Genomic DNA, 21,970 nt, shown 5'->3' on the forward strand with positions numbered 1-21,970 from the left:
TTTAGAAAGTAATTAAATGATCCAGCAGCTTTCTCGCATACTCGGACTTCACGGTTCTCAGCTGCTCGATAGGCACCATTTCTTCGATGCGACCCTCCCTGAAAATGACCACTCTGTCACAGATATAAGCCGCTGCCTGGATATCGTGGGTGATGAATATATAGGTCAGCTGATAGATCTCCTTCAGCTCTTTCAGCACATGGAGCACCTGAGTCTGAACCGATACATCCAGCGAACTGATTGCTTCGTCCAGCACAATGCACTGAGGCTCTGTTGAGATGGCCCTGGCAATACAAACCCGCTGCACTTCTCCCCCTGACAATTCATGCGGATATCTGGAGCGATATGAGTTATCCAGCCCAACCTGGCTAAGCAGCACATCGATTTTGAGCGAATGGGCATGGCCTTCCGGGTTCTTTTTTTGTAGGCGCAATGGTTCCATAATGGCTTCCTCGACCGTAAAAAACGGATTGATCGACGACTTGTAATCCTGAAAAACGGCACTGATCCGGCCCCTTCTCGCCTTTCTGTCCAGCACAGATCTGCCTTCGAGCAAAATCTTTCCTTGCTCCGGGCGTTCCATCCCCAAAATCAGTCTGCCCAAGGTGGACTTTCCACTCCCGCTCTCTCCGATGATACCCAGGCATTCTCCGCGCGAGCATTCAAAACTGACATCATGCAGAACGGATTTTCGGACTCCGGAAAACAAGCCGCCTAGTGGATAGGATTTATGAACATGGTCAACGTTTAGCAATATGCTGTTCCTCCTGCATCAATTGCCTGAAATGATTGCTCAGCTCCCGGCGGGTGGACACCAAGAACTGTGTATACGGGTGCTGCGGTTTCGAAAAGACGGAGTGAATGCTGCCCGACTCCACAATATGTCCATCCTTCATGATCAGAACCTCATCCGCGATCTTTCGTACGACTCCAAGATCATGCGAAACAAAGATCATGGAGCATCCCATTCGTTCCCGCAATTGGATCAGCTGCTCGACCACCTCGTATTGGGAAATCGTATCCAGAGCCGTTGTAGGTTCATCCGCTATGATCACATCCGGTTCCAGCACGAGTGCCAGCGCAATCATGATTCGCTGCAGCATGCCTCCTGACAGCTGGTGAGGATATTGATTCATGATGTGCACCGGATTTCTCAGCATGACCCGTTCCATGGCCGATTTCATGTTCTGCTCGACTTCCTTGGCATTCCATCCGTAATGCGCATGAAGGGTCTCTTTCAGATGAACGCCGATCACACAGGAAGGGTCAAATGCACTCATTCCGTTCTGGAGAATCATGCACAGATTCCGGCCCCTTTTTTTGCGCATGTCCTGCTCCGTGAGCTGGTTCAGATCTACCCCTTGGAACAGAATCCGGCCGGACTGCCGGATGGCTGGTTTATTCAGGCGCATGATGGACCTGCATGTCATCGACTTGCCGCTCCCACTTTCCCCTACAATGGCCAGGCACTCACCTTGCTTCAACTGGAATGAACTATTGGGCACAATAACTTCTTCCGTAAGGGCATCCCATATTCGCAGCTGCTCAACTTCCAATATATTCATAAGAGACCTGTTCACCTCTCTTCCTTCCGCGGAGCTTGCCGCCCGGTTTGGACGTCATCAATTTGGGGTCAAGCGCCACTTGCAGCGCATCGGACAGAAAATTGAATGACGATACGACCAAAACAATCGCCAGACCTGGCGCAAGCATCAGCTCTGGCCTGGAGAACATGACTTCTCTGGCCTCATTCAGCATCATGCCCCACTCGGCTTGCGGTGCCTGAACGCCCAATCCGAGAAATGACAGCCCGGAAATTTGCAGGATCATGGAGCAGATGGAACTGCTCGAAATGACAGCAATGTCGGAAAAGGTAACGGGCAGAATGTGCTTGTGAATGATGCGCAGGTGGCTGATTCCCGAAGCCCTGGCGAATCTCACATAATCCATCTCGGAATATTGCATGACCGATGTACGAATAACCCGGGCAAACCATGCCCATTTCATGACCACAAAGGCGATCAGGATATTTTCAAGACCAGCGCCCAAAATGCCGACTACCGCAAGCGTCATCACGTATCCCGGAAAAGAAAGCATAATATCACAGATCCTCATGAGGATGGCGTCGGTTTTTCCTTTGAAGTAACCAGAGATGAACCCCACGAGTGCCCCCAGAAGAACAGAGGCCAGCAGAGCAACCAACACCCACAGTACACTTGGTCGAATGCCATAGATCAGCCGCGACAACACACATCTGCCCAGATGATCATTGCCAAGGAGATACGACCACGATGCTGATGCATACCTGAGCTTCATGTTCACTTCCTCGGGATCATGCGGTGCAAACAAGGGAGCAAGAACGCCAGCAACGATCATCACCACGATAAAAGCAAGAGACACCATGGCGAGCTTATCCTGGCTTAAATGACGAAGGTTTCTCATTCGAATTCCTTTCTGAGCTTGGGATTCAGTGCCGCGTTCACGATATCGGAAAGTGTATTAAACAGCACAAACGTGACAGCCAGAATAAGCACGTACGCCTGGATAATCGGAAAATCCCGACTCAGGATGGATTTGACGCTTAATCGGCCCAGACCTGGCCAGGCGAACACATTTTCAATCACAACCGTGCTTCCAAGTACAATAGGGATGGCCATACAAAAGATGGAAACAGACACCTGCAGCGAATTCCGCAAGATATGCAGTGTTACCTTTCTCTCCGGGATTCCGCTGGCTCGCGCGTATAGAACATAATCTTCGTTTAGATTGTTAAGCATGGAACTTCTGACGCTCCTGAAGTAGATCCCTACATAACTTACGGTAATGACGATGACCGGAAGAACATAGCTCTGCGGCGAATCCATTCCACTGGTGGGCAGCAGATCAAGCTTGACGGAGAAGTACCAGATCAGCATAGCTGCAAGCCAGTAGGAAGGTATTGCCGTCAGCAGGAAGGAGAAGCCTCGTACGGACTTATCCATCATTCTCCCTTCCCTCATCGCACAGATCACACCTAACAGGATCGAGAAGAGGATAATGAAAACAGAAGATATAAGCGTTAATTTGAGTGTGTTCACAAATGCCGGGCCAATCATGGACCAGACGGAATTTCCGGTCACATAGGACTCGCCAAAGTCCAGCTGAAGGCAGGCCAGCAGCCAGTTCCCGTATTGAATCATAAACGGCCGATCCATGCCGAGCTCCGCCTTGGTCTGCGCAATTAACTCATCGGTAATCTGCGGAACTTCCTGCGCCTGCAGCACAACAACGGCAGGATCCAGCGGTGACAGATTGATCAGAACAAAGGTTAGAAACGAAATAATCAGCAGCAGGGGTATTGCGAGCAGAATCCGTTTGACGATAAAACTCCCCATATCCATCTCCTTTTTCACACAAAATCCAATGGACCCTATTGAAATTTCATTCGCTCAAATGGCAGCTCAAATTGGGTCTGCTTAAACGCAATGCCATCCAGATTTTTGGGTGCCACGATCGTCATGCTTCCGTTGGTTAGAGGGATAAACACGGCCTCCTCATGAACTATCCTCATGATGTCAGCATACAGCGCTTTCCTTGTATTTTCATCGGTGGACACCATCACGTCTTCAATCTTGGTGTACATTTCCTGGGCACCAGCCATCCCGCTTGTTGTATGCAGGTAGGCTGAGCTGGAGGCAAAAGCCGAAATGGTGCTCTGAGGATCATAAGCCAATCCCCACGTTTGATTGAACAGCAGATCATACTCGCCCGTAGATCTTCGGTTAGCGATGGATGAGGATTCTTCGCCGATGATCGATAGCTGGATACCGATGTTTTTCAATTCATTTTGAATGTATTCAGCCTGTGTTTTCTGCGTAGAGGAATTGCTGTCATAATACAAATCCATCTTCAGCTCTTTGCCTTCTTTGGTTCGTACAGCATCACCACTACCTACACGCCAGCCCGCTTCATCCAGCAGCTTCTCTGCAGTCCTTACATCGTAAGGTCGTGTCTTCAATTCCACGTCGGCGTAATTCACATTGGAAGAGAATAGGGTCTGAGCAGGGGTCTGTGTTCCCTCAAAGATGTCGTTGCTGATGGTGTCCCGATCAATGGCATGCCAAATGGCTTCCCGAACGGCTGTTTCACTGACGGGGTTATCCTTTTTGCTGCTGTTGGCCGCAATGATGCTCGTGTTCATCGGTTCACTTCGTATCACCTGATACTCCCCTGATTCAGCCAGTTGATCCATCGCATGAACATCAATACTATCGGCACCCCGGTCATCGGTGAACACGAAGTCAATTTCACCTTTTTGCAAAGCCAGAAACGTTGTCTCTCCTGCCGGGAGAACTTTGGCTACAATTTTTTGAATTTCAGGTTTGCCTCCCCAGTAATTTTCGTTCGCCACAAACGTTGCATTCTCGTCTACATTATGCTCCGTAAGCATGTATGGCCCTGTTCCATGGTAACCATTCACACCATCTTTGGTCCCGCCATTGATCATGTCTTTGGGAGAAATGAACACATAGGGTCTGGTCATGGATAATTCCACCAATGTCGGATAATAGGTACTGGACAGCACCAATTCCACGGTGTGTTCATCAATGACATTTGTACTCACAATTTTGGTAGACAGCTTAATCCACGCATGTTTCTCACTATTGGCCTGGACCGCATCAAAGTTAGCCTTGACCGCCTCGGCATTGAACGGTTCTCCGTCCTGGAATTTCACGTCTTTTCGCAAATGAAAGGTATAGACCTTACCGTCCTCGGAAATATCCCATGATTCCGCAAGCAAGGGCTGAATGCCATCTGCCGTGTTCTCTACCAATGACTCATATACCATACCTTGAGCAGGCATGGAGCCTGTATACAAATGAGGATTCATATCATTAATATCCTTGGCGGAAGCATAGATCAGATCCGTCTTCTTCTCACCTTCTGCTGCCCCCGTCTGTGCAGTTCCCTTCTCACCGCAACCGGCCAATACGACCAACACCAGCGCAAATATAATACTTAAGCTCATACCGGATCTTTCCTTTTTCACAACGTTTCCTCCTGATGATCAATTTCAAGTCCTTCACAGATCATGTTCAGATCACCAGCAAACGTCCGGATCTGAAATGCGCTGGATAAAGGTAACTCTCTCTGTTCCTGTGCCACTTGCACCAGTTTGTTCTCATAGGTTGCGATGAATTTGTCTATGGTGGGGCAGTCCACCCGGAGATGCCTTGCAATGCCCTGAATGATTTTGATGCGGTAATAATCTTCCTGGGGCATCCTTGGGATCTCAAGCTGTCCTTCGTGATTGATGAACATCTTCCGGAATGGCACGGCCGAAAAGTCAAAATATTTCCCTTGTTCGTCCGGCTGCGAGAAAGGGTCAATCAGTAATGAGGTATACCGTATGTACAGCAAATACTCCTGATGTATGTCCTGTAAACCGACAAATTCTTCGATATCAGAGCGCGATAAACTCTGCAAATGAACCGGGTAGTTATCATCCGTCATGAATTGAAGCAGGTTGAGCGGCCTTATGTGCAGCCTGTCTGTAATCCTCATGATTTCTTTCCATCCTGCGAGCATATCCCGAATGAGATGTTGGTTGATAGGCCCTTCCGGGTAGAGCTTGTAGACATACGTCTGGACGTCAGCATTTCCAAAGATCGCGTTCAAAGAAAAGTCATTCATGAATAACGCCGGATGCACATACAGCGAGATGTTTCGCGTCTCCGCCTCAAACGGGGAGGCCATCACTTCCATCACCACTCCGAGCTGATCAACCATTTTGCATAATTCGTTCACTGCTTCTGAAGGGGTCCGAGTGGAACCGATATACAGTTTTTTCTTCACTCCGGTTGTCACGACATGATTGGAGGGCTGACGATCTGCCCATCGCGTATCTCCGCAATAGGTGGAGAAACTGATCACTTCGGGCGTGCACCCTAACTCGCTTACATACTGATGAACAAGCCGGTTCGATCCAAATGTGGGAGATACCAGCACGATGCACTGAACTTGCTTCAGAACGTCCAGATTCATCTGACTTAATACCTGAACATAAGCATCCGTCGTGACAGCAAGAATCAGCGTATCCCAGCTGTCTTCAATCCGGCTGTACCCGGTAAAAATCCGATCCACTCTACACTCGCCTGCCACACTCCGATGCTTCTCATTCTGAACGCTTACGCGAATGTGCTGATCATGACGGTCCAATGCGCCGAAGAATTCATTGGATCTAACCGATTCCCTTCCTGCCACACCAATGGTGGAGCCTCGTTGTTTCTTGAATAATACAGCTAGTTGAACGGATGCAGGCCCGGTTCCCATGATTAAGACTCGTTCAAAACCACTCATATGTGCCTCCTCCTTATCCGACATGCGAAGGTTTCTGATACAGTGCAATGTCAAACACATCGTGTGGACGCAAAATGTTATCAACCAATCGCCATTTCAGCGGGTCTGTCTCCTGCTGAGGGTAATTGAATAAGGACTTCAATCCATTGCCATATCTCATCGCGACAACAACGTGTTCATTGGTGAGCGAATGAAGCTGATCCAGGATGTCATACTTCATGGCGACCGTGGAACTGAAAATGATATGCGTGGCTTCTTTCGTAAAATCGAGCTCGTGAACAGATGCCTTCTGCAAATGGATGCGGAGACCGGCCCCCAATGTATTCACAACCGTCCGGCCTAACCCGATCGCCTCTTCATCAATATCAATGCCTACCACCTGTGCCCCCGTCCTTCTGGCGATAAGCAGGGGAGTCATTGGAAATGCTCCCGATCCGATCAGAAGCACCTTGGAATCTGAAGTCACATGGAAACTGCCGAATTCCTTCTCGATGCATTCCTCAATATTTTTGAAATAATCCGCAATCTCCACTTCTCCGTGCTGCAGCTTCAATGCCCGATATTTCTCCATGATCGCTACGCAGCGGGAGGATTGATGCCTTAAATCCAGTACAAGCTGTGTGAACCCGGTGCCCCCCTCATGCTCTTTCTCAGCCCAGAACGACTCATGGCGCTTATCGGTGATCCAATGGGAATAGGCATTGATGGCCAGCTCCATCTGTTCCGCATGATGAATGGAATGATCGTATTTCCGGGCAAGTTGTTCAAAGGTATTCAGATAATCATTCAACTGTCTGGTAAAATCCACGACCGTATTCATGTGCTTCCCCCTTATTCATGTCCATCTGTTGTACATCAATAAAAGCTGTCCCTTGTGCCACAATGCCGACAGAACCTTCAATGTGAATGCTGCCCAGCCCATGTTCATCAAACCGGGCCATGACGTTGATCGAACCTCCGGGCTGTTTAATTCGGGCGGTAATCTCTCTTCCTGTCTTCCATGCAAGGTAAGCGCCAAGCGAAGCTGTACCTGAACCGCATCCTCTCTCCCATATCAGGCTATCCAGTCCCGGAACATAAATCAGTGGAGCCAACTCTTCCGAACGTGGATTGAACAACAAAATGCCAACCAGTTTGTCTCCCAGGGTTAGTCCAAGCAGACGCGCGAGGTTTTGTGCTCTTTTACGGATCCCATCATTGAACCCGTCCACCTCCACCACGATATGAATGAATTCCTCATACCGGACAATAATCATATCCAGATCGATTCCTTCGTACGTTATGGCCTGCCGTTCAATCTGTCTGGGAATCGGCATGGTCACCTGACAAAAGTATTCATTCAGCTGCTTCTTCACTTGGCAGGTGATCAACTGCTCTGTACCCGAGACCTCAAGCAGCAATTCAGTATAATCTTGAGAACCCATCTTCTGTTCAGATGCAAGGTAGGCTGCCAAAGCCATACAGGCATTACCACAAAACTCCCCTCCGGCCATCTGCAACCGTGCTGCAGCTCCGCGCTGAAAGGATGGCACAATAAATCCGACCTGCTCCGCATATACATGATCGTAGGACATGATGCTTGAAGCGATATGTTGGTACTCCTCTGCTGGATGACTTGTTTTCACCAAAACCGTCATATTCTGTGTTGGATTAAACTTGATAAATTCGATCTCCTGTTTCATCCCAGCTACCTCTATTCCTGTTCATTCAAATTCGGATGAGTTTGACTTGTACGCTGCCCGCTGTCCTTAATAGTAATTTTTACGATTAATATCCGAGAAAAATATAGCATACAAAATTGAGGTCGTCAACAATATTTTTCCATTTTGAAACAACCCTATAAGCCTCCTGTACCGTAGTGACTTGATGCTTTTATATCCTGAGCTACTCATGTTTCGTTTTGCATCCATCTCTTTGTTTGGCATTCCTTCCTCTACCAAGCAGCATAGAAAAAACGATTACCCCATGCGGGTAACCGTCTCTGCGTTGCATTGTATTCATTTCTTACATATGTCACAATAGTCACGCTGGAGCTGCACGTTTTGCAGTGCTTGCTCTGCCAAAGCAGCGAGCAGATGCGCTCCCAGCGGCAGCGCTCGTTCATCCAGATCAAATGCAGGATGATGCCACTCATGCGGTCCGGATGTACCCAGGAAAAGGAACAGGCCCGGAACCTCCTTCTGATAAAAGGAGAAATCTTCACCAGCCGGAGAGGGCAGCGGTCTAACACTGTTCAATCCCACTTCAGCCGCCACCTGTTCTGCTGCGGAAGCCAGCGAAGCATCGTTAACCACCGCAGGTGGTCCCTGAATCCAGCGAACCGTCGCCCGTGTACCGTATGCAGCCGCCACACCAGACACGACCTGGTTGAATCGTTCGCGAATCCGTGCACGGACTTTCTCGTCAAAGGTACGCACCGTGCCATCCAATATGGCCTGATCCGGAATGACATTCCAGGCTGTTCCGCTGTGAATCTTGGTCACGCTAATCACGGCGCTCTCCTGTGCACCCACATTGCGGCTCACTATTGCCTGCAAAGCCGTTACAATATGCGAGGCAACAACAATCGGATCGATTCCTGCTTCCGGTACCGCAGCATGTGTGCCCACCCCTTCGACGTTTACTACAAAACCATCCGCCGCTGCAAGGAGTGCTCCTTCCCGGATGCCGACTGTACCGACCTGAAGATCCGGTTTGTTATGCAGACCAAACACGGCACGGACGTCAGACAGCGCTCCGCTCTGAATAACCTGCCGTGCGCCCGTTGCTTTTTCCTCCGAAGGCTGGAACAGGAGCCTTACTTTGCCCAGCAGCTGGGACTCCCGCTGTTTCAACAATCGTGCAGCACCAATCAGAATAGCCGTGTGTGCGTCATGCCCGCAAGCATGCATTTTGCCTGCGGCCTGGGAAGCAAACTCAAGCTTCGTCTCTTCCTGGATCGGCAGAGCATCTATATCAGCTCTGAGGGCAACAACAGGGCCGTCCCCTTGACCAATTTCGGCAATAAGACCCGTACGCAGTGAATATTCATCTGCGATACGTATCCCTTCCTCCTCCAGCCAGCCGCGGATGGCGGCCGTTGTTTCCCTTTCCTCGCCCGATAATTCCGGATGGCGATGCAGATGCCGCCGAATCGCGATTAACCGCTCCACAAATGCTTCATCGGTCTCAGCAGGGATGCGCTGCTTGCCTCTTTCTTCTTGCCCTGCCTGCTGCTTGGGCTGTTCCAGCTCACTCTTCATAACGCTGCCTCCTTCATCGTCATCTATGTGCTGCAAAAAAAGCGGGTTCTGAATTTCGATCTAACCAATAGCCGCTTGCGCAGGTTCGGATTCACTCCAGAATTCACCCAGTCCCTGTTCATCCAATGCCTCGCGCAGCAATTCAAAAGAGCGAATGCGTTTCGCGAAATCACGTGTGGCTGTTGTGACAATCAACTCATCCACGGCAAACTCAGCCTGAAACTTTTGCAGAGCCTGACCCACCGTTTCCTTCGTGCCGCGGGTTACACTCGGCTCCAGAACCTCTATGCGATATTTCTCGTTTGATTGCCGTCCGAATTCTTCTGCCTGCTCCACCGAACCAACCGTCAGTACTTTGCCATTCTCCAGGTGGATCTTGACCAGCATATGCTCACTTGCCAGCTCTTCAGCCTCTTCCTTACTCTCTGCCACAATTAAGGAGATCGCAAGAACGGCGTAAGGCTCCCGGCCTTCTGAACGGTTGAATTGCTCGCGGTAGACACGAAGGGCTTCTTGTGCCACTTCAATATTACTATTAATAAACAAGGAGAACACATAAGGGAGTCCTAGTTCCGCCGCCATGCCAGCGCTATCGACACTTGCTCCAAGCACATACAGCTCGGCAGGTACTTCGGACACAGGTGCAGCACTTAAACCGGCAAGTGGATGGGATTCATCTGCATGCGGTTCATTATGAATATACTGCTTCACTTGACGTATTTTCTCCTTCAGTGAAGCTGCCTCCTGAATGCCCTGCTGCAGAGCCTGCGTAGAACGGGGCAGTCCTCCTGGCGCACGTCCTATGCCCAGATCGATCCTTCCCGGTCCAAGCGCTGCGAGCACATTAAAATTCTCGGCAACCTTGTAAGGACTGTAATGCTGGAGCATCACCCCACCGGAACCCAAACGAATTCGCTCTGTATGTGCCAGCAAATGCGAAATCAGCACCTCTGGCGAAGAACCTGCCACATGTCCTGAATCATGATGCTCCGATACCCAGAACCGGTGAAATCCAAGCTGCTCTGCTCGCTGCACCAGCTCAATGGTATGCCGGAATGCATCCACCGGTGTCTCCCCTTCATAGATTGGGGTCTGATCCAATATGCCAAGGCGAATCCCCATACGTTTCTCCTCCTCCAATTGTGCTGCCGTATTCGGCTGCCAAGCCCGTTCTTGCTTCTATAACTGCCGCAGCAGCTCCCCAAAGGGCTCTGCAAACGGTGAATGTTCTTCTTTTAACGTCACGACACTAATCTGCAGCGATACACCAGCAACTTCATGAACCTGAATGGGAAACAGCTCCTGGTCCTGCACTTCCTTCTGCACCGTCAGTCCCGGCAGGAAGGCAATACCCGCTCCCTGAAGAACCAGTTTCTTCGCCGTTTCCGAATGGTCCACATGATATGTAATATCCGGCGGATGGTCCAGGGAGTCGAACGCACGGTGAATACGCAGCCAGTCCAGGGAACCGCATTCGAAGAAAACCAGCCGCTCATTGCGAATCGCTTCCATGCTGACGTGTCCGCGTTCTATAAATGGGTGTCCCTTGTAAACATACAGCTGGATCGGGTCCTCATAAAAAGCAATGGTACGTATGGCCGGGTGCATAACCTTGCGAACAAATGCCAGATCAATCTCCTGATTCAGCAGCTTTGCGATCAATTGATCGGTTGTAGCCGTTGTGAGCTTGATGTTGACCTCAGGATAGGCTTCCTTGATCTTGGGCAGGAAGTCTGGAATGACATAGTTGGATACCGATACGGTACTGCCGAGACGCAGCGCGTCTGGTGTGGTCCGGCGCTGCTGAATCTTCTGCCTGCCCTTTTGGATAACCTGAAGCACCTGCTGCGCGTACGGTAGGAATTTTCTGCCCTCATCCGTGAGCACGATTTGTTTACCAAGCCGATCAAACAGCTTGCAGCCAAGCTCACGTTCCAGGGATTGAATACGAGCCGTTACAGATGGTTGGGACAAAAAGAGTACTTCGGCAGCCTTATTGAAGCTTCCGTAATGATTGATATATACAAATGCTTCAATGTTCTCAATATTCATAAGCGCCTCCGCATCCAGGTCCACAGACGTTTGACCTTATATCAATTTAACCAATCAACTTACTTGGTTTTAAGTAATCGTAATACCATCCTTTTCCAGTGTCAATATCAATTCATCCAGCGAACGGTCCAATCGGGTTGTAATGTCGGCCGAAAGTGCATATTTTCCGTCATCCAGACGCTCTACGCCTTGATCAACCGCGTAAACCCCACCTAAAATATGTCTTCCCCCAAGTGCGGCCAGTACAGGCTTCAATGCATAATCGATAGCCAGCAGATGCGCAATGGAGCCGCCAATAACAAGCGGAAGTGACACTTTACCGCGAAGCCCCTCCTGTGGGATCAGATCCAGGAACAGCTTCAGTACACCGGAGTAAGATGCTTTATACACAGGCGTAGCCACAATGACCGCTTCTGCTGCTTCAACTACGGCTAGCGCGTCTCGCACATGCGAACTGTCGAACCGGGCCTGCACAAGGTCTTCAGCCGGCAGATCCGCTACATGTATCACCTCAACAGTAATACCTGCTTCGGTTAATTTATTGCTGCTATAATCGGTTAGGCCGGTCAAACGTGAACGTTTGGAAGGTGCTCCGGCAATAATAACGACATGAGACATCATGAATCTCCTCCTTGGAATAGCGGTCAAGCCGCTCCTTTTACTCTTGGATCAAGCCGGTCACGGATATCGTCTCCAATCAGATTCACTGCGAGTACAAACATGGTAATGGCGAGTCCAGGGAAGGTACAGATCCACCAGGCTACGGTCAGGTAACCGCGTCCCTGCGAGAGCAGTGCTCCCCAATCCGGAATTTCCTTCAACACCCCAAGTCCAAGAAAACTGAGACCGGAACCCGTCAGGATGGAAGTACCCACCCCCAATGTTGCCATCACAAGCAGAGGAGACAGGGAATGCGGCAGGACATGCCGCCAGAAAATACGTCCATTCGAGCCGCCAAGCGATCGTGTCGCTGTGATAAACGGCAGGCTTTTGACCGACATCACCTGCCCGCGCATGACCCTTGCATATCCCGGAATGGAGGCTACCGCAACGGCCAGTGCAATGTTAAGCAGTCCAGGACCCAGTGCCGCAGCTACGGACAAGGCCAGCAGTACTCCCGGCACAGCCATCAGAATATCGACAGTACGCATAATCGCTGTATCTACCATTCCACCAGCATACCCGGAGATAATCCCCAGGGCACTTCCCACCAGGCCTCCGACAAGCACCGATGCGAATCCGATTAGCAGTGAATCCCTGCTGCCGTGCACGACGACGCTGAAGATATCCCTTCCGAAATAATCAGTTCCAAACCAATGCGCAGCAGAAGGTGCCTGCAGGATCGCATCCGTCATCATCTGAGTTGGATCATAAGGAGCAATCCAGCCCGGAACAATGGCACAGGTAACGGTGAATAACACGACCAGCAGCGCTGCATAAAAGAATAACCGGGAAACCGCGAACGAGAAGCGGTGACGTCCCAAACGGCGATTCCATAGGCGTACACGCCCTTTGCTGCCGGTCCATGCCTTTTTGTCACCCACCAATGGTTTCATGCTCATAAGAGTCCTCCTTCCTCATCCCTCAAAGTACAGATGGTCCTCACCGATCAAGTACGTACTGCACGTCTGACCCTTGGATCGATATAGGCATACGAGATATCCACCAGCAGATTCAGCACCACGTAGATGATTGCCGTAAAAAAGACAACGCCCTGTACAACAGGCAGGTCTTTCGCCATCAAGGCATCGGCAATAATTCGGCCGATTCCCTGTCTGGAGAATACCGTTTCGACCACGACGGTTCCCGCGAGCAGATCCCCAATTAACATGCCAATGACCGTTACGGCCGGAATCAGTGCATTGCGCAGTGCGTGAACGTACATGATCGTTCGCTCCGTAAGCCCTTTGGCACGCAAGGCGACGATAAACGGTTCATTAATGATTTCAAGCATACTGTTACGTACCATCCGTACGATGAAACCTGCACCAACCAGACCCAGTGTGGCTGCAGGAAGAACCAATGAGCCAAAGCCCTCCGAACCCATGGCCGGGAACCAGCCGAGCTGAACCGAGAACAGCAGGATCAACAGAATGCCGGTCCAGAACGTTGGCATGGAGATACCAAACAGTCCAACAAGACGGGCAATAAAATCAATCACGCCATTTCGGTGGATGGCGGACAGCACGCCAAGCGTGATGCCGATGGTAATCGCAATGATGGAGCTCAGTGCCGTCAGTGCCAGGGTGGCCGGGAAATGTTCCAGAATTTTGGGAAGCACTGGATCCGAGTTAATCATGGACTTACCAAAATCGCCGCGCAGCATGTCGCCGAAATAGTTAGCAAATTGAATGTAAAATGGCTGATCCAGACCAAGCTGCGCCCGCAAATTCTCGATCATCTCCGGTGTAGCCGAGGATGGATCCAGCATGAGCAGGACCGGATCACCCGGCAGAAGATACATGATGCAGTACACCAGCACCGAAGCTCCGAATATTACAAATAGTGATGTTGCAAGCCGAGTCAGTATCGTTTGAACCATACCGGGTCGTCTCCTTCCTGAATGCGTGATGGGCTGCTCATGTTAGGGTTGAATTCGCACGTCGTTGAACAATGGGTACCCAAGCGAATCAAACTTGACTCCCTGAGCGGATTTGGATGCTGCTACCGTATAAGGAAATACATAGATCGGTAGAATAACCGCCTGATCAATCAGGAATTGCTGAATCTCGTTATAGATCTTCACGCGTTTTTCGGGATCCGTTTCCACCGCTCCCTGTTCCAGCAGCTCGTCGATCTTCGGATCGGACAACCCGGACAGCGTCGGACGCTCCCCTTCTGCGCTTGTATGATAGAAGGCGTATAGGGCATTCGGATCGGAATTAACCTGGCTGTTGCCATACAGATCATAGTCCCAGTTCTGATAAATGACAGTGGCAATGTCTTTTGTAATTTCAACTTCAACGGCGATGCCAACCTGTTTCAGCTGCTGCTGAATGATGGCGGCGATATCATTGCGCTTCTCCCGGTTTGGGGAACCATCCACATAACGCAGCGTCAGTTTCTGGCCATCCTTTTCACGTATGCCATCCGCACCCTTCACCCAGCCCTGCTCATCCAGCAGCTGATTGGCTTTGTTGATGTCCGGGCTGATGCTTCCTTCCAGCGAGGCATCGTAACCCAAAATGCCAGGCGACAATGCAGACCAGGCTCGTTCGTAGTTGCCCAGATACAACGTTTTGACGATAGATTCCACATCTACGGCGGATTGTACCGCCTGTCTGACCTTCACATCATCCCAAGGGGCTTTGCGCAGATTGAAGAAGAGAGTATACGGCAGTCCCACCGTATTGGCCTGCAGCAATTGCTGGTTCGGGTCATTCTTCAGAGCCGCAACATTTTGCGGTGGAACGGTCTCTGCAGCGAGTACCTGACCGCTCTGTACGCTTCCGATCCGTGTCGCTTCCTCTGGTACAATTTTGAACTTGATCGTATCCAGATGAGGTGCGGCTTTGTTTTCAACCGTCTCTGGGCCCCAGTTGTAATCCTTGTTTTTGGCGACGACGATATCCGCATTTTCATCCCATTTCACGAAGGTATATGGTCCGGTGCCCACCGGATTTTTGCCCAGTTGATCGCCATATTTCTTGGCAGCTGCAGGTGACACGATACCCAGCAGGGCCTGGCTTAAGTTGCCCAGGAAGGCCTGTGAAGGTGTTTCCAGATTCACCTTGATGGTGTGTTCATCAATGACCTCGGAAGATTGATAGGGTCTGATCAGCGCAAGGGAATTGGCAGCTTTGGTAGCAGGATCGATAATGCGATCCAGGTTGTACTTCACGGCTTCTGCGTTAAACGGCGTGCCATCGTGGAACTTCACGTCTTCACGCAGCTTGAACGTGTAACTCTTGCCATCCTCAGATACGCTCCATTCCGTGGCAAGCCATGGTTTGATGGAACCGTCAGGCAGCTGCACCACCAGATTGTCGTAAATGGTCCGGATGGCACGTACCGTAACGGCGAGCCCGCTCCGGTGAGGGTCCAGCGTATCCGGTGAAGTTGCGAGAGCGAAAGTCAGATTCCCTCCCTCCGCTTGACTCGCCTGTTCACCACCAGATGCCTGAGCCGCACCGCTGGAGCTGCTGCCCGCACCGCAGCCGGACAATACCATAACCAATACTGCTGCCAGTGCCATCCATTTCATCCATGCGATAGACCTGTTCATATCGTTTCCCCCTCTGTGTATACAGGTGTCATTTTTATTTTATATATAACCTATGAGATAAGTCGGTTTTAAAACACGGAAGTATTGCAATTAAGAATTCATATGGCTGTAGCGCTCATCTCACGTGCAGTTCGTCTTATGCCTGCTGCACTTGCTCCCGGGCAGCCGTATAACGATTAACCGGAATCTGCACACCGAGATTGCCACGGAGGGTATCGTGCTCGTACTCCGTACGATAAATGCCGCGATCCTGCAGAATCGGAACGACCAGTTCCACGAAATCAGACAGACCACTTGGCAATTCCGAATGGATAATGAATCCGTCAGCGGCCTCTGCTTCAAACCACTCCTGTATTTTGTCAGCTACCTGTTCCGGTGTACCCAGGAATTTGCTCTTCGGCGTAGCCGCACGCAATGCCACCTCGCGCAGCGTCAATCCCTGCTCTTTGGCATCCTTCTTGATTTTATCCGTGCCGCTGCGGAAGCTGTTGCTGCCAATGCCGTTCAGTTCAGGGAACGGCTCATCCAGCGGATATTGGGAGAAGTCATGGTGCTCGAAGAAACGTCCCAGATAATCCAGCGCTTTGTCGATCGTAACGAGGCTGGCAACCTCCTCGTATTTACGTTCGGCTTCTTCTTCTGTCCGTCCTACAATCGGGCTGATGCCTGGCAGAATGACGATATCCTGAGAGGAACGTCCATAGGAAGCGGCACGCGTTTTGACATCCTTGTAAAAAGCCTGTGCATCCTCGATCGAATCATGTCCGGTAAACACCGCATCGGCTTCTTTCGCTGCAAGGGTCTTGCCATCATCAGAGGAGCCTGCTTGGAAGATCACCGGCTGGCCTTGGCGTGAACGGGCAATGTTCAGTGGTCCCTGTACGGAGAAAAACTCCCCTTCGTGATTGAGTGTATGCAGTTTGGATGGATCGAAGAAAACACCGCTCTCTTTGTCTCGGACAAACGCATCATCTTCCCATGAATCCCACAGGCCTTTGGTTACCTGCAAATATTCTGTTGCAATTCGGTATCGTTCTGGATGGGTAGGGTGATTGCTTTTACTATAGTTTTTGGCTGATCCTTCAAGCGGGGAGGTAACTACGTTCCAGCCTGCGCGGCCGTCACTGATTAGATCAAGCGAACCAAACTGTCTGGCAACCGTAAACGGATCACTGTAGGACGTGGAGAGCGTTCCCACCAGACCAATCCGTGAAGTGACGGCGGCCAAGGCAGACAACAGACTGATCGGTTCAAATCGATTCAGGAAGTGGGGAATGGATTTTTCGGTGATGTACAGACCATCGGCAATAAAAACGAGATCAAACTTACCTTCTTCCGCTTTCAGCGTCTGGCGCTTATAGAACTCAAAATTCACACTCGCATCCGGTTGAACCTCCGGGTGTCTCCATGTGGTCATGCTGCCTCCGACACCGTGAACAATGGCTCCAAATTTCAAACTGCGTTTTGCCGTCATATACATTCCGCCTTCCCTCATATTGGATTTAGGATGATGCATCAGGATCCAAGACACGACATTTACATTTTCGAAACTAAAAAGCAACTATTCCTATGAGTTTGGTCAGTTTTATAATTTCACAAATCTTATCACTGCCCTGTGAAAGGGTCAACGGGGTGACTAATAGAACTTTTCTATATATAAATCAGAGATCTGTATAAGACAGGTCATTCGTACGCTCCCGGCTAAGTTCCACTATCCCAGCAGCTTTCCATAGCCGGAAACGACGAATTCAATCCGATAGTGCAAAGGACGATCAGACCGCTGCTGCCTCATCCGGATGGGCCAAAAGCGCGGCAAGCTTCTCCAGATCCGGTTCCAGCAAAGCCTCAAACTTGCCTTCTCCTCCAACTTCAATCACAGGAACATGCCGAATGCCGTATTTCACTTCAAGTACATCCCTCAGCACATCATTGCCTTCCACTTCAATGTTCTCAAAAGGCTGATTCCGGGACGTCAAAAACGCTTTTACCTCTCCACAGAAATGACAGCCTGTTTTGCTCCATAGCACTACTTTTTTGGGTGATGTAGACATCGATAACCCTCCTGATTGTATTCAAGGATAAGATCGAGGCACGCCTCAGACCTTTAATTCCTACCTGTTAAATAAGAATTATGGCTATAAATGTACTCTTCGTACCATCAAGCGTCAATGGAGCTCCTAATAGAATAAACCTATAGCAGCATAGAAAGATTAAATTTAATTTTTTTTAAAAAAGCGATTACATCCATCCGTCTCCCCTTGCTGCTTTGACCAAAGTAAGGACTTTCCGGGCCATCCCGGCGTAAAAATCAACCTCATCCGGACTTTGATCGATAGCCCATCGAAGCGTATCAAAGGTCTTCAAGACCATCACAAGTCTCATCTGATCCAGCTCATACTCATTCAGCCCGTAACTCTCTATAAAGGCTTCCAATTCTGCACTGTTTGGCCCTTCTCCATGGATCTGGCATCGAATCATATGTATGATATCGCCATACGGCACCACAGTGACTTCTGCATTTCCCCAATCCAATAGTGTAATTTGACCTGCCAAATCAACCATCGTGTTCTTCAATGAGAGATCACCATGACACAGGCCAAAACGGAACGTTTCCATTTTCAAACGCTCGAACCACTGTCTTACCCTTTTCGATTCTGCTTGAGTTAGTACACCCAGCTCAATTAAGGGATCATGCTCTGTCAAGCTATTGATATTGTACTGGACGTATCCCTGCCAGCTGCCATCTGATCCCGCATGCGGCGGGGAATAAAATGTACCCGAGACAGGGTCCATCCATTCTCCGAAACCTTCCGCCGGAATGGAATGAATCCGTTTGGCGTACTCGCCGAGCTTTCTCCAGATAGCAATGGGGTCTATTGTTGCTTCCAGTCCGTTATCCCCTTGGACTACCGTTTGAATCATATATGCTGTTTCATCCGTGATTCCAACGGATAACGTCTCTGGACCAGGAATCCCAGCGGCGGCGGCTTGCTCAATGCACCATTTTTCTTTCACGAAGATGGGATACTCGTCTTTGTCGTTCATGCGCACAACCACTTGATGACCTTCCGTCTCAACTACGCAAACCTGATTGACGAAACCCTTCCCAACAATCTGATGTGCTGCCTTAACTTTTTCCTGCAAAAAATGACTGGCTATTCGTTCGGCCAGTACAATGCTTTCATTCTTCATCATGCACCATCCCCATACCGCAGCTTAAGTTAGCTCTGCGATGATTCAATTGGTCATAGTGTAAAATGAAATCGCTTACTTTTCAACCTTCTATAAACATATGATTGCCTTGTATGTAACCTATGGAAAGCCTGGATGCGAAATGAAATGGAGCCGTATGCTGCACATTACATCTCGCATCATGCCGAACCGGTTCACAGCGAGCCTCATCTTTACAGATCTTCGTTTAAGAGCTGCGGCGGTGCGATGATGGGCAAGCCTTCCTGAATTGCATGCAGCTGTTCCGGAGACACGCTCAATACATGACCGGAATGTACGCCCCATCGTTCTGCTGCATACACCGTTGCGAACTTTCTCCGTCTGCCCTCGCTGATCTGATAGCGAACCTCCGGCGCATCAGCTGCCGCAAGGATACAGCCTTCCGTCCAACCCGTGTCCGAGTCATGAATCGATGAAACATGCACATGCCTCACTTCAAGCGGCCAGCCCCGAATTTCACTTGCAGACACTACAGGGTCTCCAGCAGGGACCCCCAGCAGATCCGGCTTGGCTACCTGAACAGGGGATATGCCGCGCGGTACCGGAATATTCAGCTTGCGGCGCAGTCCTCCCGCCAGACGGTATACATCGCCTTTCGCATCGGACACGAAGCAGCCTTCCGGATAAAAGTCGCTGCTGCGTCTTGTCTTCGGTCCCCCGTCCTGACTGCCCTTCGTGGACAATTGCTGGCGCGGGTTGGCTTTGCCCAAATCGGCGGAATCCGGCACTGCCGATGAATTTTCCTGTGCCATATGATGTGCCAGCTGCAATGTTTTTGCGACCAGAGCGTGAGGATCTCCCCACTTCCTGGAATGAAATTGTTCGTTCCCCTTGTTCACAGCTGCAAAATCTGGTTCGCCCAGCGCCTTCATGCTGACGCTGCCAAAATGATGAATGAAGGCATCTCCTGCGACCGCAAGCTTATATCCTGCCAGCTTCACCCGAATCATCCAGTCATCATCTTCGAAGTTGCCCACCGCATAACCTTCATCCAGATATCCCACCCGCTCCAGCAGCTCTCGTGAGAACAGCCAGCAAAAGCCGACAAGCCGTTCGGTTACCCGGTGTTTACCAGGGTCAGGCCGGTTGTGTCTGGCGGCAAAGGACCACATATCCTGCACCTCGGAATACGGAACATCGATCTGCTGATCGCCTCCTATATAGTTGGTGACTGGGCCGACCAGGCCAATCTCCGGATCACTGTCCAGGCAGGCCATCATGTTATCAAGCCAGCCTGGCGTGACCAGCGTATCGTTATTCAGCACCACGATATGACGGCCTCTCGCCATCATTAGACCCTGATTGACACCTCCGGCAAATCCGCGATTGACATCCAGTGCAGCCACTCTCACCATGCCGCCTTTACGCAGCATCGCTTCTGCCGTTCCATCCTTCGAACCATTATCCACTACAATGATTTCGTAGGGAGCAGGCGTATGCTTCTCGATACTGGATACACATTTAAGGACATACTCCCGCTGATTATAGGTCGGAATAATGATGCTGACTCCTTCAAATAACAATCCAAACGAACTCTGACCCTGTCTAACCCCTTCGTCGTATCCCCTACTGTACCCTTGTTTGTACAGTTTGACAGCTCGGGCCCCCCGCTTGCCTTTCCCTCTCTGCCCCGATTTCCGCACTGCGCTCTTTCCAGCGGAATGCAGAACAACTTTGGCGGGTCCGGAGCCCCGATGCTTGGAGATGATACCTGGTTTGCTCATGTTGCTTCCTCCATTTCCCCTCGTCCGGATGCGTCGCGTCGCGTCAACCATCCGCCAGACTCCATTAGAGATGAAGCTCTCCTGTAACCAATTTATCAGCCAAATGCCCAAAATCCAGAGCAACCCTGCCGAGTTCGCCGGCAATGCGCCGACACAGGATTACGGCCGGAACCCCTGCAGCAACCAGAGCAATATCGAAGGAATGCGCTGCCGTTTCCTGCACCACCCTGGGCACATCCATAACCCCGGCAACGGAACCAATCATGCCCGTCACATGGATCCCGTGACTGAGAAGCAGTGCACCGAGCCCGCTCGCCTGGCTGCCGATCACCAGCACGCGGCGGCCTTGCAGGATAGGCAGCAGCAGCCCAGTCTGGTGCAGGCTATAGTTGATTGTGGAACTGGTCAGCTTCAACCGGGACCAGTCAATCCCGAAGTGGCGCATCACCGGGAATAACAAGCCTTGAAACGTGGGCGCCCGCGAGATGGGAACGCCTACCCAATCCGCCCCCTGTATCGCTTCGGCCAGCGCAGCCCGAATCTCGGGAACGGAGCGCGGCACCCCTGCGTAAGGCAGGAACGGTGCCAGCTCCTGCACCTGCTCGCCGGGCAGCACCGTATCGGCTGCCAGCGTCAGCAGTTCGCCATCTCCGAGGCGAACGACCGACAGGGGCCGCTGTGCATCCAGCGCCCCCCGGATCTGGTCAGCCACCTCGTGGGGGCTGGCCAGACGGGTGAGGCTGGGCGCATATTGGCGAAAACCCGCCGCGATCAGATCTGCCGCCGCTACGGCAGGCAGAATGTGGTCCGGCGGGATGTGCTGCGCCACCAGCGCTTCTCCGCCCGCGAATACGCCGTCGCGGTAGCCCTCGGCGTAGCCGCCGGGTGCGCCTGCCGGCTCTGCAGGCGGCAGGGCCTTGGCGCTGCCCGCATGTGCAGCAGCAGCGCCAGCTTGCCCCGCGGGGGCGACACCACCGTGCGGGTGGTGTGTCGCCCCTAGCGGGGCCGTGCCCGCACCGCGGGCAGGCACCGCCTTCGGCGTGCTGGCTTGCGGTGCGGGCACAGGCGCACGTCGCGCAGCCGGGCGCGGCGCCCGCCGGGGTGCTGCGCGGCGGCGGCTGTGAGCCGCGGCATGCCCTCGCCTGCCAGCGGAGCGG

Annotated in this window: 20 protein-coding genes; all 20 read right to left on the minus strand. The window is 51.2% G+C overall.

The features are described from left to right. Position 1 precedes the first annotated feature (1 nt). The 20 genes from AC3RCI_RS23785 to AC3RCI_RS23880 all read right to left on the minus strand — a co-directional run bounded on the left by AC3RCI_RS23785 (position 2) and on the right by AC3RCI_RS23880 (position 21,642). Positions 2-754 (minus strand): ABC transporter ATP-binding protein, encoded by a 753-nt coding sequence (locus tag AC3RCI_RS23785; RefSeq protein ID WP_492526695.1) that lies wholly within the window; start codon positions 752-754, stop codon positions 2-4. Beyond that, positions 741-1,565 carry a staphylopine uptake ABC transporter ATP-binding protein CntD gene (gene cntD, locus AC3RCI_RS23790; RefSeq protein ID WP_492471988.1) on the minus strand — a complete coding sequence of 275 codons (825 nt, stop codon included), beginning with the start codon at positions 1,563-1,565 and terminating at the stop codon, positions 741-743. The genes AC3RCI_RS23785 and cntD overlap by 14 nt, the downstream gene beginning before the upstream one ends. Beyond that, positions 1,546-2,442 (minus strand): staphylopine uptake ABC transporter permease subunit CntC, encoded by an 897-nt coding sequence (cntC, locus tag AC3RCI_RS23795; RefSeq protein ID WP_492526697.1) that lies wholly within the window; start codon positions 2,440-2,442, stop codon positions 1,546-1,548. Before cntC ends, cntD begins: the two co-directional genes overlap by 20 nt. After that, the gene (gene opp1B, locus AC3RCI_RS23800; RefSeq protein WP_492526699.1) at positions 2,439-3,374 is read right to left on the minus strand and encodes a nickel/cobalt ABC transporter permease; all 936 of its coding nucleotides are present in this window, start codon (positions 3,372-3,374) and stop codon (positions 2,439-2,441) included. The genes cntC and opp1B overlap by 4 nt, the downstream gene beginning before the upstream one ends. Before the next feature lie 35 nt (positions 3,375-3,409). Beyond that, the gene (gene cntA, locus AC3RCI_RS23805) at positions 3,410-5,008 is read right to left on the minus strand and encodes a staphylopine-dependent metal ABC transporter substrate-binding lipoprotein (protein WP_492529991.1); all 1,599 of its coding nucleotides are present in this window, start codon (positions 5,006-5,008) and stop codon (positions 3,410-3,412) included. A 17-nt stretch (positions 5,009-5,025) separates the two neighbouring features. After that, positions 5,026-6,339 carry an opine metallophore biosynthesis dehydrogenase gene (locus AC3RCI_RS23810; RefSeq protein WP_095291998.1) on the minus strand — a complete coding sequence of 438 codons (1,314 nt, stop codon included), beginning with the start codon at positions 6,337-6,339 and terminating at the stop codon, positions 5,026-5,028. Between the two features lie 13 nt (positions 6,340-6,352). Further along, positions 6,353-7,159, minus strand: a complete 807-nt coding sequence (locus AC3RCI_RS23815; protein WP_095292000.1) for a nicotianamine synthase family protein — start codon at positions 7,157-7,159, stop codon at positions 6,353-6,355. Then, the gene (locus AC3RCI_RS23820) at positions 7,122-8,021 is read right to left on the minus strand and encodes a histidine racemase CntK family protein (RefSeq protein WP_492526701.1); all 900 of its coding nucleotides are present in this window, start codon (positions 8,019-8,021) and stop codon (positions 7,122-7,124) included. The genes AC3RCI_RS23815 and AC3RCI_RS23820 overlap by 38 nt, the downstream gene beginning before the upstream one ends. A gap of 315 nt (positions 8,022-8,336) precedes the next feature. Continuing rightward, on the minus strand, positions 8,337-9,581 hold the full coding sequence (locus tag AC3RCI_RS23825) for an amidohydrolase (protein WP_336782936.1): 1,245 nt from the start codon (positions 9,579-9,581) through the stop codon (positions 8,337-8,339). 60 nt (positions 9,582-9,641) lie between these two features. Further along, entirely contained in the window at positions 9,642-10,703 is a 1,062-nt protein-coding gene (locus AC3RCI_RS23830) for an LLM class flavin-dependent oxidoreductase (protein ID WP_336782938.1), read from the minus strand. 57 nt (positions 10,704-10,760) lie between these two features. Next, positions 10,761-11,633, minus strand: coding sequence for a LysR family transcriptional regulator (locus tag AC3RCI_RS23835; protein WP_095292004.1), 873 nt, complete (start codon positions 11,631-11,633; stop codon positions 10,761-10,763). Between the two features lie 69 nt (positions 11,634-11,702). Beyond that, entirely contained in the window at positions 11,703-12,251 is a 549-nt protein-coding gene (gene ssuE, locus AC3RCI_RS23840; RefSeq protein WP_492529993.1) for an NADPH-dependent FMN reductase, read from the minus strand. A 26-nt stretch (positions 12,252-12,277) separates the two neighbouring features. Further along, entirely contained in the window at positions 12,278-13,195 is a 918-nt protein-coding gene (locus tag AC3RCI_RS23845; RefSeq protein WP_127538970.1) for an ABC transporter permease, read from the minus strand. A 47-nt stretch (positions 13,196-13,242) separates the two neighbouring features. Further along, the gene (locus AC3RCI_RS23850) at positions 13,243-14,175 is read right to left on the minus strand and encodes an ABC transporter permease (RefSeq protein ID WP_127538969.1); all 933 of its coding nucleotides are present in this window, start codon (positions 14,173-14,175) and stop codon (positions 13,243-13,245) included. A 42-nt stretch (positions 14,176-14,217) separates the two neighbouring features. Next, positions 14,218-15,858, minus strand: coding sequence for an ABC transporter substrate-binding protein (locus tag AC3RCI_RS23855; RefSeq protein WP_492526703.1), 1,641 nt, complete (start codon positions 15,856-15,858; stop codon positions 14,218-14,220). Positions 15,859-15,994: 136 nt separating this feature from the next. Beyond that, the gene (locus AC3RCI_RS23860; RefSeq protein ID WP_492471995.1) at positions 15,995-17,332 is read right to left on the minus strand and encodes an LLM class flavin-dependent oxidoreductase; all 1,338 of its coding nucleotides are present in this window, start codon (positions 17,330-17,332) and stop codon (positions 15,995-15,997) included. A gap of 298 nt (positions 17,333-17,630) precedes the next feature. Then, entirely contained in the window at positions 17,631-17,909 is a 279-nt protein-coding gene (locus AC3RCI_RS23865) for a glutaredoxin family protein (protein WP_127538966.1), read from the minus strand. 187 nt (positions 17,910-18,096) lie between these two features. After that, on the minus strand, positions 18,097-19,053 hold the full coding sequence (locus AC3RCI_RS23870; RefSeq protein ID WP_492526705.1) for a phosphotransferase family protein: 957 nt from the start codon (positions 19,051-19,053) through the stop codon (positions 18,097-18,099). 209 nt (positions 19,054-19,262) lie between these two features. Beyond that, on the minus strand, positions 19,263-20,813 hold the full coding sequence (locus AC3RCI_RS23875) for a glycosyltransferase family 2 protein (RefSeq protein ID WP_492526707.1): 1,551 nt from the start codon (positions 20,811-20,813) through the stop codon (positions 19,263-19,265). Positions 20,814-20,877: 64 nt separating this feature from the next. Next, on the minus strand, positions 20,878-21,642 hold the full coding sequence (locus tag AC3RCI_RS23880; RefSeq protein WP_492471999.1) for a GT-D fold domain-containing protein: 765 nt from the start codon (positions 21,640-21,642) through the stop codon (positions 20,878-20,880). Between the last annotated feature and the right edge of the window lie 328 nt (positions 21,643-21,970).

The sequence above is a fragment of the Paenibacillus sp. MT124 genome, from assembly GCF_058792755.1.

Excerpts from the sequence above, each read along its gene's own strand:
- cntD (WP_492471988.1), bottom strand. The coding sequence starts at position 1,565 with ATGAATATATTGGAAGTTGAGCAGCTGCGAATATGGGATGCCCTTACG.
- cntC (WP_492526697.1), bottom strand. The coding sequence starts at position 2,442 with ATGAGAAACCTTCGTCATTTAAGCCAGGATAAGCTCGCCATGGTGTCT.
- opp1B (WP_492526699.1), bottom strand. The coding sequence starts at position 3,374 with ATGGGGAGTTTTATCGTCAAACGGATTCTGCTCGCAATACCCCTGCTG.
- cntA (WP_492529991.1), bottom strand. The coding sequence starts at position 5,008 with ATGAGCTTAAGTATTATATTTGCGCTGGTGTTGGTCGTATTGGCCGGT.
- AC3RCI_RS23810 (WP_095291998.1), bottom strand. The coding sequence starts at position 6,339 with ATGAGTGGTTTTGAACGAGTCTTAATCATGGGAACCGGGCCTGCATCC.
- AC3RCI_RS23815 (WP_095292000.1), bottom strand. The coding sequence starts at position 7,159 with ATGAATACGGTCGTGGATTTTACCAGACAGTTGAATGATTATCTGAAT.
- AC3RCI_RS23820 (WP_492526701.1), bottom strand. The coding sequence starts at position 8,021 with ATGAAACAGGAGATCGAATTTATCAAGTTTAATCCAACACAGAATATG.
- AC3RCI_RS23825 (WP_336782936.1), bottom strand. The coding sequence starts at position 9,581 with ATGAAGAGTGAGCTGGAACAGCCCAAGCAGCAGGCAGGGCAAGAAGAA.
- AC3RCI_RS23830 (WP_336782938.1), bottom strand. The coding sequence starts at position 10,703 with ATGGGGATTCGCCTTGGCATATTGGATCAGACCCCAATCTATGAAGGG.
- AC3RCI_RS23835 (WP_095292004.1), bottom strand. The coding sequence starts at position 11,633 with ATGAATATTGAGAACATTGAAGCATTTGTATATATCAATCATTACGGA.
- ssuE (WP_492529993.1), bottom strand. The coding sequence starts at position 12,251 with ATGTCTCATGTCGTTATTATTGCCGGAGCACCTTCCAAACGTTCACGT.
- AC3RCI_RS23845 (WP_127538970.1), bottom strand. The coding sequence starts at position 13,195 with ATGAGCATGAAACCATTGGTGGGTGACAAAAAGGCATGGACCGGCAGC.
- AC3RCI_RS23850 (WP_127538969.1), bottom strand. The coding sequence starts at position 14,175 with ATGGTTCAAACGATACTGACTCGGCTTGCAACATCACTATTTGTAATA.
- AC3RCI_RS23855 (WP_492526703.1), bottom strand. The coding sequence starts at position 15,858 with ATGAACAGGTCTATCGCATGGATGAAATGGATGGCACTGGCAGCAGTA.
- AC3RCI_RS23860 (WP_492471995.1), bottom strand. The coding sequence starts at position 17,332 with ATGACGGCAAAACGCAGTTTGAAATTTGGAGCCATTGTTCACGGTGTC.
- AC3RCI_RS23865 (WP_127538966.1), bottom strand. The coding sequence starts at position 17,909 with ATGTCTACATCACCCAAAAAAGTAGTGCTATGGAGCAAAACAGGCTGT.
- AC3RCI_RS23870 (WP_492526705.1), bottom strand. The coding sequence starts at position 19,053 with ATGATGAAGAATGAAAGCATTGTACTGGCCGAACGAATAGCCAGTCAT.
- AC3RCI_RS23875 (WP_492526707.1), bottom strand. The coding sequence starts at position 20,813 with ATGAGCAAACCAGGTATCATCTCCAAGCATCGGGGCTCCGGACCCGCC.